Source organism: Agromyces aureus, from assembly GCF_001660485.1.
Classification (GTDB): Bacteria; Actinomycetota; Actinomycetes; order Actinomycetales; family Microbacteriaceae; genus Agromyces; species Agromyces aureus.
Genome location: NZ_CP013979.1, coordinates 233,832 through 246,605, shown reverse-complemented (window position 1 = coordinate 246,605; position 12,774 = coordinate 233,832). Strand labels below are relative to the sequence as shown.

Annotated in this window: 11 protein-coding genes; 8 read left to right on the top strand and 3 right to left on the bottom strand. The window is 73.1% G+C overall.

Annotation, left to right across the window (positions count from 1 at the left end; translation table 11 throughout):
- The first annotated feature begins 2 nt into the window (after nt 1–2).
- From ATC03_RS01045 to ATC03_RS01035, 3 genes are all read left to right on the top strand, one after another.
- Nucleotides 3–1,553 carry a carboxylesterase/lipase family protein gene (locus tag ATC03_RS01045; RefSeq protein WP_084003159.1) on the top strand — a complete coding sequence of 517 codons (1,551 nt, stop codon included), beginning with the start codon at nt 3–5 and terminating at the stop codon, nt 1,551–1,553.
- 51 nt (nt 1,554–1,604) lie between these two features.
- A complete protein-coding gene (locus ATC03_RS01040; protein WP_067872059.1) occupies nt 1,605–2,879 on the top strand; it encodes an ROK family protein in 1,275 nt (424 codons plus the stop codon).
- 98 nt (nt 2,880–2,977) lie between these two features.
- The gene (locus tag ATC03_RS01035; RefSeq protein WP_067872055.1) at nt 2,978–3,856 is read left to right on the top strand and encodes a helix-turn-helix transcriptional regulator; all 879 of its coding nucleotides are present in this window, start codon (nt 2,978–2,980) and stop codon (nt 3,854–3,856) included.
- A 13-nt stretch (nt 3,857–3,869) separates the two neighbouring features.
- Here the strand turns inward: ATC03_RS01035 and ATC03_RS01030 are convergent, their stop codons facing one another.
- Nucleotides 3,870–5,099, bottom strand: coding sequence for an MFS transporter (locus ATC03_RS01030; protein ID WP_084003157.1), 1,230 nt, complete (start codon nt 5,097–5,099; stop codon nt 3,870–3,872).
- Nucleotides 5,100–5,276: 177 nt separating this feature from the next.
- On the opposite strand from ATC03_RS01030, the gene ATC03_RS01025 reads away from it, so the two are divergent.
- Nucleotides 5,277–6,053: a CAP domain-containing protein gene (locus tag ATC03_RS01025; protein ID WP_067872052.1), complete on the top strand. Its 777-nt coding sequence runs from the start codon at nt 5,277–5,279 to the stop codon at nt 6,051–6,053.
- 66 nt (nt 6,054–6,119) lie between these two features.
- On the opposite strand, the gene ATC03_RS01020 is transcribed toward ATC03_RS01025, so the two are convergent.
- Together ATC03_RS01020 and ATC03_RS01015 are read right to left on the bottom strand one after the other, a co-directional pair.
- Entirely contained in the window at nt 6,120–6,887 is a 768-nt protein-coding gene (locus ATC03_RS01020) for a polyprenol monophosphomannose synthase (protein ID WP_084003155.1), read from the bottom strand.
- Nucleotides 6,888–6,981: 94 nt separating this feature from the next.
- Nucleotides 6,982–8,529, bottom strand: coding sequence for a peptide MFS transporter (locus ATC03_RS01015; protein ID WP_084003153.1), 1,548 nt, complete (start codon nt 8,527–8,529; stop codon nt 6,982–6,984).
- 147 nt (nt 8,530–8,676) lie between these two features.
- Between ATC03_RS01015 and ATC03_RS01010 the strand changes: the two genes are divergently transcribed.
- The 4 genes from ATC03_RS01010 to ATC03_RS00995 all read left to right on the top strand — a co-directional run bounded on the left by ATC03_RS01010 (nt 8,677) and on the right by ATC03_RS00995 (nt 12,745).
- Nucleotides 8,677–9,417, top strand: a complete 741-nt coding sequence (locus ATC03_RS01010; RefSeq protein WP_067872046.1) for a DUF4097 family beta strand repeat-containing protein — start codon at nt 8,677–8,679, stop codon at nt 9,415–9,417.
- A gap of 105 nt (nt 9,418–9,522) precedes the next feature.
- On the top strand, nt 9,523–10,305 hold the full coding sequence (locus ATC03_RS01005) for a hypothetical protein (protein ID WP_067872043.1): 783 nt from the start codon (nt 9,523–9,525) through the stop codon (nt 10,303–10,305).
- A gap of 209 nt (nt 10,306–10,514) precedes the next feature.
- Nucleotides 10,515–11,987: an APC family permease gene (locus tag ATC03_RS01000; protein WP_067872040.1), complete on the top strand. Its 1,473-nt coding sequence runs from the start codon at nt 10,515–10,517 to the stop codon at nt 11,985–11,987.
- Nucleotides 11,984–12,745, top strand: coding sequence for an IclR family transcriptional regulator (locus tag ATC03_RS00995; protein WP_067872037.1), 762 nt, complete (start codon nt 11,984–11,986; stop codon nt 12,743–12,745). Before ATC03_RS01000 ends, ATC03_RS00995 begins: the two co-directional genes overlap by 4 nt.
- The last annotated feature ends 29 nt before the right edge of the window (nt 12,746–12,774 follow it).

Genomic DNA, 12,774 nt, shown 5'->3' with positions numbered 1-12,774 from the left:
GCATGTCGCACACCCCCACCCACTCCACTCCTGAGACGACGGATGCCGCAGGGCGCACCGGGCTCGTCGAGGTCGACACGCTCGCTGGCCGCGTTCGCGGCCGGTGGCGCCCGACGGTCCGTTCGGCCGGTGACGCGACCGGCGGGCACGGCGCGGAGCGCTCGGCGGCGTTCCTCGGCATCCCGTTCGCCGAGGCGCCGGTCGGTGGGCTGCGGTTCGCCGCCCCCGTGCCGAAGGCGCCGTGGGCGGGGGTGCTCGATGCGCTCGAGTTCGCGCCGACCGCGCAGCGCGGCGACCCCGGCGTGACACTCATCCCCGAGCCGAGCGTGCCGGGCGATGCGACGCTCAACGTCAACGTGTTCACGCCCTCGCCCGAGACCCCCGCCGACGGCACCGGCCTGCCCGTGCTGGTGTGGATCCACGGCGGCGGCTACTTCGCCGGTTCGCCCGCGAGCCCCTGGTACGACGGCCGCAACTTCAACCGCGACGGCATCGTGACCGTGACGATCTCGTACCGACTCGGCTTCGACGGCTTCGGATGGATCTCGGATGCCCCGAGCAACCGTGGCGTGCGCGACTGGCTGCTCGCGCTCGAATGGGTGCAGCAGAACATCTCCGCCTTCGGCGGCGACCCGTCTCAGGTGACCATCGCCGGGCAGTCGGCCGGCGGCGGAGCGGTGCTCACGTTGCTCGGCATGGAGGCCGCCCAGCACCTGTTCCACCGGGTCTACGCGCTCTCGGGGGCGCTCGGCGATGTGACGCCCGAGCGCAGCGAGTCGTTCGGGCGCGCCCTCGCGGCCGCCGCCGGCGTCGAGCCGACCCGCGCCGGCCTGTCGAGCCTCGCCGAGAGCCGGGTGCTCGAACTGCAGAAGCAGGCGACCGACCTCAGCGGACCCGATGCGTTGGCCTCGATCCTCGAGGACGGGCTGCCGCTCGGCCCATCGATCGACGGCGAACTGATCCTGCGGGCGACGGCCGCGTCGCTCGCCGCGGGCGTCGGCGCGGACAAGCCCCTCGTGCTCGGCGCGACCGACGACGAGTTCACGATGGCCTTCGCCGACGTCGAGAAGAAGCTCCGCTGGATCCCGAAGTCGCTCGTGCTGAAGAAGCTCGGCATGCCGAAGGACCGCCTGAAGGCCTACCTCGCGGCCAACCCCGAGGTGGCGGCCAAGGGCACGGCCCGCATCGCCGGGCGCTTCCTCACCGATCGGATGTTCCGCGTGACGAACCTCGACGTCGTCGAGGCCCGCGGGAATGCGGCGACCTGGCTGTACCGGTTCTCGTGGCCGTCGGGACGGTTCGGGTTCGCCGAGCACTGCCTCGACGTGCCGTTCTTCTTCGACTGCCTCGACGGACCCGCGATGGAGCCGCTCGCCGGACCGAACCCGCCGCAGGCGCTCGCCGACGAACTGCACGCCGCGGTCGTCGCGTTCATCGGCTCGGGCGACCCCGGCTGGCCGACCGCGCACGGCGCGTCGCCGACCGCGAAGGTGTGGAACACGCCCTCGTCGATCGAGGCCGGTGCGTACGACTCCGTGCTCCCCATCCGCTGACCCCTGAACGGGGTACGTGACCGTCGGGTCCGCCGGGTTCATGCTTACGTCATGACCCCCGGCGATCCGACCGTCCCGACCGTCCCGACCATCACCGGCCCCCTCGACCTCCACCGCGAGCAGTCCGCGCGCGTGGTCGAGCACCTCGTCACCCACGGCACCGCGACGCGCAGCGAACTCGTCAATGCGACGGGCCTCGGCCGCGGCACCATCGCCGGCCTCACCGCGCGCCTGCTCGATGCCGGCGTGATCCGCGAATCGGGCGACGCGCACGGCGACGGCCGCTCCACCCCGCTCGCCCTCACCGGCGGCGACCGCGTGCTCCTCACGGCGCGCCTCTCGCTCGACGCCGCGATCGCCACGGTCTCGAGTCTCGCGGGCGACGAGGAGGCCCGCTTCAGCGAGCCGATCGTCGACGCAGCCCCCGCCGGCGCGACCACCGGCGCCGTCGCCGGCGCCTCTGTACCCGACCCGCTCACGCCGCTCGCCGTCGTGCTCGCGCGGGCCATCGCCCGAGCCGAGCGGGCGGGCCACCGCATCGCCGACATCACGGTGCTCGTCGACGGCGCGGTCGTGGGTTCGCCCTCGGTCGTCGTCACCGACGCCAGGTTCGGTGCCGAGCCGGTCGACGTGCTCGGCGGGCTGCGAGCCAGGATCCCCGCCCTCGCCGAGGTCGAACGCCTGCTGCCGCTGCCCATGCAGGTCGTCCCGGCCGCCGTGGCCGCGGCGAGCGTCGAGCTCGACGCCCTGCCCGGCATCGCCGACGTGCTCTACCTCGACGGCGACACCGCGGTCTCGGCCGCGGCCCTCGCCTCCGGCCGACCGCTGCTCGGCTCCCACGGACTCGGCGCGACCTTCGGTCACCTGCCGATCGTGCCGGGCGGGTTGCGCTGCCGCTGCGGGCAGCAGGGCTGCCTCGCGACCGTCGCCTCGCCCGACGTCGTGCTCGAACGCGCGGGCCTCGCCGGATTCGCCGCCGCGAACGGCCGCTCGGAGGCACTCGACGAACTCGTGCTCCGCATCACTGAGGCCGAGGACCGCGCCCGCTGGTCGTGGCTCGACGCCGCCCACTGGATCGGCCGCACGCTGCAGATCGTCGTGCCCACGCTCGACCCGGCGGTCGTCGTGGTCGGCGGCTACTGGGGCGGCTTCGTCGGCGACATCCAGACCGCCCTGCAGGGCAACCGCCCGACGGTCGGCAACGGCGCGATCAGCGCGATCCCGGCCTTCTCGCGCGCGGTCGGCGGGCCGGATGCCGCACTCGTCGGTGCCCGTCGGCAGGCGCGGGAGCGGCTCATCGCCGACCCGCTGCTCCTGGTCGGCTGACGCCGCGCGGCCGCCGGCGATCGCGCGCCCGGCCGACACCCGGCGTCACGGATCCTCACTGCGGGAATGTCCCGGGGTCGATCGCGATTGCACCCTTCATGTGCGACCTCGCAGATTGGGCGCCGCCGGGCCCGGCGGTCGATGACGCGCGCACGATCGACCTGCTCATGGAGCACCTGCGCTGGTCGGTGCTCCGGGTCGATCACCACGATCTCACCGCCGGCGATGTCCGGCGCGAGCAGCACGACGGCAGCCGGTTCCTCTTCGTGGTGTCCGGTGCCGTCGAGGTCGTGCACGACAGCGGCGTGTACCGCACCGAGCAGGGCGACTTCGCCCTCCTCCCGCGGGGCGGCCGGGTCGCGCTCCGCGCCGAGCAGGACGCGAAGCTCGTCGGCATCTCGATCGCCCTGCTGGGCGCCCACCCGCTGATGACCCATGCGATGCCGCCCGTGCTCCACTCGTACGGCTTCGGGCGGCAGGAGCCGGGATTCGCCGCACTGCTCGAGACGATCCATCGCGAAGCGGCACTCGGTCGCCCGGGCGCGGTCTCGGTGATCTCCGGGCTGACGGATGCCGCGATCTCGGGATCCGTCCGCTTCTGGCTCGAGCACGGGTGCGGCAGCGCACGGCCCTGGCTCGCGGCGGCGCACGACCATCGTCTCGGACTCGCACTCGCGGCCATCCACGATGCGCCGGGCTCGCCCTGGACCGTGGCGTCGCTCGCCCGCATCGCGAGCGCGTCGCGATCGCAGTTCGCCGAGCAGTTCCGCGCGGCGGTCGGCGACACGCCGGCGCGGTACGTCACGCGCATCCGCATGACGCAGGCCGAGCGGATGCTCCGCGAGGGCGAGCCCGTGAGCGGCATCGCCTACCGACTCGGCTACGACAGCGAAGACGGGTTCAGCCGTGCGTTCCGCCGGCACAGCGGTGTCGCGCCGAGCCGGTGGCGACGGGCCGCGCTGCAGCCCGCCGCCTGACGACAACTCCGGCTCAGGCGTTCCGCGTCTTCGCGAGCGTCAGCACGATGCCGCCGAGCACGGCGGCCACGCCGCCGCCGAGGAAGGCCGCCTGCACCCCGACCGAGTCGACGAGGAGTCCGCCCACGCCGGCGCCGATCGTGATCGCGACCTGGAACGCGGCGACGACGAGGCCGCCGGCGCTCTCGAGCCGGTCGGGCGCGACGCCCGCCATCCACGTCTGCACCATCGTCGGGATCGCGCCGAAGCCGATCCCCCAGATGATCACCGATGCGACCGCGACGCCGAAGTCGGCACCCCACAGCGCGAACAGCACCGTCGCGATGCCGACCGCGGCCGGAGCGCCGAGCACGAGCACGCCGAGGCGACGGTCGGCCACGAGCCCGGCGACGAGGTTGCCGATGAACGAGGCGACCCCGAAGACCGCGAGCACGAGGGCCAACGCGGCCGGATCGAGCCCGCCGATGGTCTCGAAGGCTGGGCGCAGGTAGGTGAAGCCGGTGAAGTGACCGCCCGCGATGAGCACGATCGAGAGGATGCCGAGCGCGACGACCGGGCGGGCGGCCGTGCTCACGAGGGTGCGGAAGCCGGGCGATCCGGCCGGCGGCACCGAGGGCAGCGTCGCGAGCTGCACGGCCAGGGCGACCACGCCCGCGGCCGCGGCGCCGAGGAACACGGTGCGCCATCCCACGAGCTCGCCGAGGAAGGCGCCGGCCGGCACCGCGGCGATCGTCGCGAGCGAGACGCCCATGTTCACGATCGTCATGGCCCGCCCGAGCCGGTCGGCGGGCACGAGCTGCGCCGTCACGGCGAGGGACATCGCCCAGAAGCCCGAGATCGCGAGGCCGAGCAGCAGGCGCGAGGCGAGCATGAGGCCGAACACGGGTGCGATGGCGACGAGCACGTTCGAGAGGATCGCGAGGGTCGTGAGGCCGACCATGACCCACCGGCGGTCGATCCGGGGCAGCGCAGAGACCACGAGCGGGCCGCCGATGATGCCGATGACGCTCGTGGCCGTCACGAGCTGCCCTGCCGTGCCTTCGGTGATGCCGAGGTCGGCCGCGATCGGCGACAGCAGGCTCGCCGGCAGGAACTCGCTCGCGACGAGCGTGAAGATGCCGAGGCCGAGCGAGACGACGCCGGCCCACGCGGCACGGCGGGGCACCGGGGCTTCGCCGGAACCGGGCGATGACCCGGCGGGCGCCGGGGAGATGACAGTGGTGCTGGCGGTGTTCGTCGACATGACGCTCCTTCGGATGGAATCCCACTCTCGCGTTCAGGCGCCCGGGGCGCCCGACCGTTCGTCGCCGCGATCCGACCGATCGTCCGGAATGCCCGGCCCCGCCCGTCGCGAGCCGCCTCGGCGACGGCGCGGCGCTCGGGGTATCCCCTTCCGCCCCGGGCGGGGTACGGTCGACCGGTGGACCCGAAGCCCCTCCCCCGACATCGCGCCACCGCCCGCCACGGAGATCCCGCCGCGGCGGCGGCCGTGCCCGCCGAGCCCGGTCCGACGGCCGCCGACGCACCGCGGGCGCCGTTCGCCCGATGGGCGCGCTCCGGCCCGTGGATCGCCGCGGGGTGCGGCCTGCTGCTCGCCGCCGGCGCGGCGCTGGTCGTGACCCCGACGCTCGGCGCACCCGCCGACGTCTCCACCGACCTCGCGCTCGGCGGACCCTCATCGGAGGCCCAGGTCGCCTCCGATCTGCCCGGGAGCCCGTCCCTCGTGAGCGAGGTCACGGTCGAGACCGCGCAGCCGACGCAGGCGCCCCCAGCCGCCGGCACCGGAGCCGGAACCTCGGCGGGCACGGGAGCCGGCGGCGCCTCAGGGGCCGCGTCGCTGCCGTCCGCCGTCGTCGACCTCACGAACGCCGAACGAGCCGCAGCCGGGTGCCCGCCCGTCGCGTTCGACGCCCGCCTGACCGCCGCCGCGCAGTTGCACAGCGAGGACATGGTCGCGCAGGACTACTTCAGCCACCAGAGCCTCGATGGCCGGAGCCCTTGGGATCGCGCGAAGGCGCAGAGGTATCCGAATCCCGGCGCCGAGAACATCGCGAAGGGCCAGGCATCCGCCGAAGACGTCATGCGTGCGTGGATGGACTCTCCCGGGCACCGGGCGAACATCCTGAACTGCGATCTGCGGGAGATCGGCGTCGGCGTCGCCGATCGCACGTGGACCCAGGTCTTCGGCTGGGGCTGAGCGCACGGCGTCTGCCGCGAGGCGTCTGCCGCGAGGCGTCAGCCGCGGAGCGTCAGCCGCGGAGCGTCAGCCGCGAAGGGCCTTCGCGTCGGCGGGCTCCGCTCGGCGGAAGAGTCCGGCGATGCCCCAGCCGGTGACCTTGAACATCGCCTCGACGACGATCATCGGGCTCATCTTCGACCGCCCGTGCACGCGCTCGACGAACGTGATCGGCACCTCGACCACGACGAGCCTGGCCTGACGGGCGTGCCAGAGCATGTCGACCTGAAAACCGTAGCCGCGCGTGTGCACGTCTTCGAGGTGGATGGCGCGCAGCGCCTGCGCCCGGAACACGCGGTACCCGGCGGTCGCGTCGCGCGTCGAGAGCCGCAGCACGGTGCGCGCGTAGGCGCTCCCCCACCGTGAGAGCAGCTCGCGGTGGCGCGGCCAGTTCTCGATCGTGCCGCCCGGGATCCACCGGGAGCCGATGACGACGTCGACCGGGCGGCCCGAGGCATCCGTCGACCGGAGCGCGTCGAGCAGCTTCGGCAGCTGTTCGGGCAGGTGCGAGCCATCGGCGTCCATCTGCACGATGGGGTCGTATCCGCGTTCGAGCGCCCACGCGAAGGCGTCGAGGTAGGCGGCGCCGAGGCCGTCCTTCGTGGTGCGGTGCAGCACGCGCACGGCGTCGTCGTTCGCGGCGAGGTCTTCGGCGAGGTAGCCGGTGCCGTCGGGCGACGAGTCGTCGACGACGAGCACGGCGGCCTCGGGCACCGACGCACGGACGCGTGCCACGATCAGCGGAAGATTCTCCCGCTCGTTGTACGTCGGGATCACGACGAGGGCGCGCGACATCCGTACTCCCCTCGTGCGTGCTCGCCCATCGTAACCGGATCCCGCCCCGGGCATTTCTCAGTCCACCGTCGACCTCGGGGCGGGCGTCGCGGGCTCAGCGCACCCCCGACATGAGCGAGAGCACGGGCTTGCGTCCGAGCCAGAGCGCGCCACCGAGCACGATCGCGATCAGGCCGAGCACGCCGAAGTAGGTCGCCTCGTTCACGAGCGTGTAGAGCGCGCCGAGCTGCCCGGCGATCGCGGTGCCGAGCGCGACCGACAGGAAGAACAACGCGACCATCTGCGCATGGAACACCTTCGGCGCGAGCTTGGTCGTGACCGACAGCCCGATGGGCGAGAGCAGCAGTTCGGCGATCGTGAACACGAACAGGATGAGCACCATCCAGAGCAGCGGCGTCGAGTTCGCGCCGCCGTCGGCGAAGGGCAGGAAGAGCAGGAACGCGACGCCCATGATCGCGGTGCCGAGGGCGAACTTCACGGGGGTCGTCGGCTGCCGGTCTCCGAGCTTCGTCCAGATCGCGGCGAAGACGCCCGAGAGCACGATGATGAAGATCGGGTTGATCGACTGGACCCACGACACCGGCATCTCCCAGCCGAAGATCGAGCGGTTCAGCTGCTCGTCGGAGTAGATCGTGAGCACCGTGAACTGCTGCTGGTAGAGCGACCAGAACGCGACGCTCGCGATGAACAGCGGGATGAAGCCGAGCACCCTGCGACGCTCGACGTGCTCGACCTGCTTGCTCGAGAGGATCACGGCGAACATCGAGATCGCGGCGACGATGGTGCCGCCGATCACCCAGGTCACCAGGTTCGCGGCCGTGATGAGCCCGACGAGCACGAGCACGACGATGACGACGACGGATGCCGCGGCGATGCCGATCGCGAGCCCGAACCGGCTGCGCGGCAACGGGTTCGGGATCACGGATGCCCCTGGCGGGAGCCCCTTGCGCCCGAACGAGTACTGGATCAGCCCGAACGCCATGCCCACGGCCGCGAGCCCGAACCCGAGGTGGAACCCGAGCGCCGGCGGGTAGCCGTTCTCGGCGGTGAACGTGTTCTGCAGCAGGCCCGTGAGGATGGGTCCGAAGAACGCGCCGAGGTTGATGCCGAGGTAGAAGATCGAGAAGCCGGCGTCGCGCCGGGAGTCCTTGGCCGAGTAGAGCGTGCCGACCACGGTGGTGGCGTTGGCCTTGAGGCCGCCCGACCCGAACGCGACGAGCACGAGGCCGACGCCCACACCCCAGAAGCCCGGGATGAGCGCGAGCCCGATGTGCCCGGCCATGATCACGATCGCGCTGAAGAACAGCACCCGCTCGGAGCCGAGCAGGCGGTCGGCGATCCACGCGCCGAGCACGGTCGAGAGGTAGACCGCGCCGCCGTAGGCGCCGACGATGCCGGTCGCGACGGCCTTGTCCATGCCGAGGCCGCCCTGGTCGACCGAGTAGTACAGGTAGAGCAGCAGGATGCCCTGCATGCCGTAGAAGCTGAACCGCTCCCACATCTCCACCCCGAAGATGTGCACGAGTGGTCTCGGCTGTCCGAAGAAGCCGCGATCCTCCCGGGTGTCGCGCTCCCCGCCGTCGACCACTCCCGGCTCTGGCGGGCCGTACTCCCCCGGTGCCGGTTCGGTCACCTTGCCCATGCGGGTCAGCCTAGACCTCGGCCCTCGCCCGTGGCGGGATCTCGTGACGGCAACCCGACCGTCGACTCGGGGGCATGCCCCCGTGCGGGCGCGACGAGCGCCTCGTTATGGTCGGAGCCGAGGCGGAAGCCCACGGGGGGGAGAACCATGAACCACACAGCACGCACGGTCTCGATCGGCGCCGTCGCCGCGGCGGCGGTCCTGGCGTTCAGCGGATGCGGGCTCCTGACCCCACCCGAACGGTTCAGCGACGACGCGAGCCTCGACGACACGGTGCACACGATCGAGATCGACGAGCCCGACGGCAGCGTCATCGTGACGGGAGCGGCCGAGGCCACCGGCATCCAGGTCGAACGCACGGTCTCGTACCGGGGCGAACGGACCGTCGGGGAGACCTTCGAGGTCGACGACGGCGTGCTCGTGCTCAGCGGATGCGGGCGCAACTGCACGGTCGACTACACGATCGAGCTGCCGATCGGCGTCGACGTGCGCGGGGCGACCACGAACGGCGAGGTCTCACTCACGGGCGTGAACGAGGTCGACGTCTCGACCGCGAACGGCCGCATCGAACTCGACGACGTCACCGGGGCGATCGAGGTCGAGACGAGCAACGGACGCATCGAGGGCCGCGGCCTCGCCGGCACCGGCATCCGCGCGTCGACGTCGAACGGCGCGATCGACCTGCGCCTCTCGACCCCGCAGGACGTCGACGCGCGCACCTCGAACGGCGCGATCGACCTCGCGGTGCCGACCGAGGGCGCCGGCTACCGGGTCACGACCGACACCTCGAACGGCGCGGTCGACGTCGACATCGACGAGGACTCCGACGGCGAGTTCGCGCTCGAGCTCGCGACGTCGAACGGGGCGATCACCGTCACCGGCCGCTGAGGCGCACCGGACGGTTGCCTCAACCCGCCCGGTGCGGGATCCTGAAGGTGACCCGACATCGCGGCGGCCGTCGCCCCTCCGCGATCGGCAGTGGTGGAGGGCGACATGACGCACGACGGCGAGCGAGACGACGACGCGGTTCCAGATGCCGCGATTCCGGATGCCGCGGTCCCGGATGGCACTGCTCCGGATGCCGCGGCCGCCCGCGCGGCGGAGGTGGCCCGCCTGCAGCGGGTCGCGTTCGGCTCCGGCGCGAGCGACGCCGAGCGCGACGCGGCGTTCCACGAGCTCGCCCGTTCCGCCGACGACTCGGGCGCGGTGCAGCGAGCGGCGCCCGAGCACGAACCCGATCCATCGCCACCCGGCGGCGGTACCACATCCGCCGCACCCGACCGTCCCGAATCGCGCATGCGCTGGGCGCTCATCGCGGGCGCGATCGCCCTGACCGCCGGCGTGCTCATCGGCTGGGGACTCGGAACGCGCGCTCCGGGCGCACCGCCCGCCGCCGCGCCGCCGCCGACGCCGACCGCGGTCCCGTACGCGTATTACCTCGAGACGCTGCCGCTCGTCTCCGAGGCGGCGGCCTCGAAGGTCTTCACGCGCGAGTCGATCTCGGGCGACGCGCTGCCGCGGTCCTGGGTGCGAGACGGGTTCCGCCAGCAGCGACTCCTGCTGACCCTGCCCGACGGGTCCGGGGTGTTCGCGGCACTCCGCGACGAGGAGGCCTGCCTGGTGCTGGACTTCGCCGACGGCGGGCTGACCCGCTGCACCGAGGGCGGCCGCTTTCCTGAGGGCGGCATCCAGGTGGTCGCCGAGCGGGAGGCGGCCCGCTTCACGGTCGTCTGGAGCTCGGACGGCATGGTCGCCGTCACGGCGGACCAGGGCTGACGCAGCGGCAACTCGAGGCTCGGCGGCCGCGGTCCGCCGCTCGGCGCGCCCGTGAGCGCGTCCTCAGGTCGGCGCGCGTGCGGCCGCGGTCCGCCGCTCGGCGCGTGTGCGGGCGCGAGTGTCCCGGGCGGGGTCACACCCGCGTAACACCGCGCTGACCGCCGCGAAACCGACGCGGCATACGGTGCAGGGACCACGAGGAGGCACCGGTGAGCGCACTGAGCGACGCGATCGCGCGACGGACCCCCGACGCGAGCCTCGGAACCATCTCGCCGTTGCACGGCCTCCGACGCGGATCGGTGACGACGCTCGACCTCGTCGCGCAGTCGGTCGCCGCGGTGGCGCCGGCCGGAGGGCTCCTCATCCTGACGGGCGGCCTGGTCGAGCGCACTGGCTCCTTCGCGTTCGTCGCCCTGCTGCTGACCACGGTGGCGGTGATTCTCGTGGCGCTGGCCATGTCGATCTTCGCTCGACGGATCTCCGCCGCGGGCGGCATCTACACCTTCGTGACGCGGGGCCTCGGGCCGGCCGCCGGGATGGTCGCCGGCGTGGCCCTGCTGCTCGGCTATGCGGGCGTCTCGATCGACACCCTGCGCAGCGCCGTGCGACGGATCGACGCGGCGTTCGGCGGCACCTCGCGGTGGGCGTCCGACGGGTTCGCGTCGACACTGCTCGTGATCGGCATCGGCGCGGCCGTCACCGCGGTCATCGCCCTCGGGGCGCGGATGTCGACGCGCGTCATGCTGGCCGTCGAGGCCGTCGTCGTGGTCGCCCTCATCGCCGTCTCGGTCACCGTGTTCGCGGCGAGCGGGTGGAACCTCGCGGGCATCGTGCCCGAGGCCGGCTCCGCCCCGTCGCTCCCCTCGTTCGCCGAGGGCATCGGGTTCGCGCTCGTGTGCTTCGTCGGCTTCGAGAGTGGGGCGGCCCTCGGTCCGGAGAGCCGGCGGCCGCTCGCCGCGGTGCCCCGCGCGCTGGTGTGGACCGTCGGGTCGGTCGCCGCGGTCTACCTGTTCGGCGTGCTCGCCCAGCTCTCCGCGGTGGCCGGGGGGCGCGAGGCGTCACTGCTGACGGAGGCCGACCTGGCCGCGAACCCGTGGCTCGATCCCGTGGTCCACGCCGTGGTCGCCGCATCGTGGATCGCGTGCACGCTCGCGTGCACGAACGCCCTCGTGCGCCTCGTGTTCACCATGGCCCGCGAGGGCGTGCTCCCGAGGGCGCTCGGGCGCACGTCGGCCCGATTCGCGACGCCGCACGTCGCCGCCCTCGCCGCCGGCACGGTGCTCGTGATCGGAACGCTCCTGCTCGTCTCGGCCGGCAGGGACTCGCTCTACCGCGACGTCGTGCACCTGGCCGAGAGCATGGCGTTCATCATCGCCTACCTCGCGGTCTGCGCCGCGGCGACCCCGTACCTCGTGCGCATCCGGGAGTTCAGCCTCCGCGAAGCCTGGCCGGCGCTCCTCGGCACGCTGGCGCTCGCGGGGGTCGCCGCCACCGAGATGCTCGCCGAGGCGGCCGACGACGCCACGGCGCTCTGCATCCTGATCGCCCTCGTCGCCGCCGCCACGATCGCGCACCTGCTGCGCGTGCGTTCCGGCCGAGGGTTCGCGGGCCGGATCGGCGCATACGACACCCCCGTGGCATCCGATGCCATCTCCTCCGGCGCACCTGCTCGGCGGTCATGAGCGGGCCGGCGAGCGGCAGCGGGATCGCCCTCGCGCTGGCGGTCCTCGAAGAGGTCGCGCGCGGCGGCCCGACGCTCTCGGCCAACCGCATCGCGCAACTGCTCGGCATGCCGCGCGCGAGCGCGTACCGCCTGATCAACTCGCTCACGAGCGACGAGTACCTGCTCCGGCATCCGACGCTCGACGGCTTCGTGCTGGGGGTGCGCGTGGTCGAGCTCGCCCACCTCATCGCGCCCCGCACGGCCGACCCGACGCCCGAGATCATCGCCGCGCTCCGCGAACGCACCGGCGAGGCGGTGCACTTCGTGCGCTACCCCGGCGGTCGGGTCGTGATCGTCGACGAGGACCCCGACCTTCCGCTGCTCTCGATCGACCGGACCCGCCGCCAGCTCGGGGCGACCGCGATCGGTCGGCTCCTCCTCGCCGAGTTCCCACCGCTGGAGGCGACCGTCGACCCCGTCGCGGCACGGGTCGTGGCCGACTCGGCGCGCGCCTCCGGCATCTCGATCGACGAGCGTCTGCGCATCGCGTCCGAGATCGAACGGCTGGGGTACGCCTGGTGCACCGAGCCAGGGGCGGTGGCGCGCGCGTGCATCGCCGTTCCGGTGCGCTCCCCCGAGGGCGAGCTGGTCGCGGCGGTCGTGCTCTCGACCGTCGGGGCCGAGCGCGATCGGGTGGCGCGGCATCTGGGCGCGCTGCTCGACGCGAGTGCCGAGCTGGCGCATCGGGCCTACGCGGTGGATCCCCAGAGGGGCTGACCGCGCGACCGCGACGCACGCTTCGCTGC

Coding starts and splice junctions, on each gene's coding strand:
- ATC03_RS01045 (WP_084003159.1), top strand. CDS start 3: ATGTCGCACACCCCCACCCACTCCACTCCTGAGACGACGGATGCCGCA.
- ATC03_RS01040 (WP_067872059.1), top strand. CDS start 1,605: ATGACCCCCGGCGATCCGACCGTCCCGACCGTCCCGACCATCACCGGC.
- ATC03_RS01035 (WP_067872055.1), top strand. CDS start 2,978: ATGTGCGACCTCGCAGATTGGGCGCCGCCGGGCCCGGCGGTCGATGAC.
- ATC03_RS01030 (WP_084003157.1), bottom strand. CDS start 5,099: ATGTCGACGAACACCGCCAGCACCACTGTCATCTCCCCGGCGCCCGCC.
- ATC03_RS01020 (WP_084003155.1), bottom strand. CDS start 6,887: ATGTCGCGCGCCCTCGTCGTGATCCCGACGTACAACGAGCGGGAGAAT.
- ATC03_RS01015 (WP_084003153.1), bottom strand. CDS start 8,529: ATGGGCAAGGTGACCGAACCGGCACCGGGGGAGTACGGCCCGCCAGAG.
- ATC03_RS01010 (WP_067872046.1), top strand. CDS start 8,677: ATGAACCACACAGCACGCACGGTCTCGATCGGCGCCGTCGCCGCGGCG.
- ATC03_RS01005 (WP_067872043.1), top strand. CDS start 9,523: ATGACGCACGACGGCGAGCGAGACGACGACGCGGTTCCAGATGCCGCG.
- ATC03_RS00995 (WP_067872037.1), top strand. CDS start 11,984: ATGAGCGGGCCGGCGAGCGGCAGCGGGATCGCCCTCGCGCTGGCGGTC.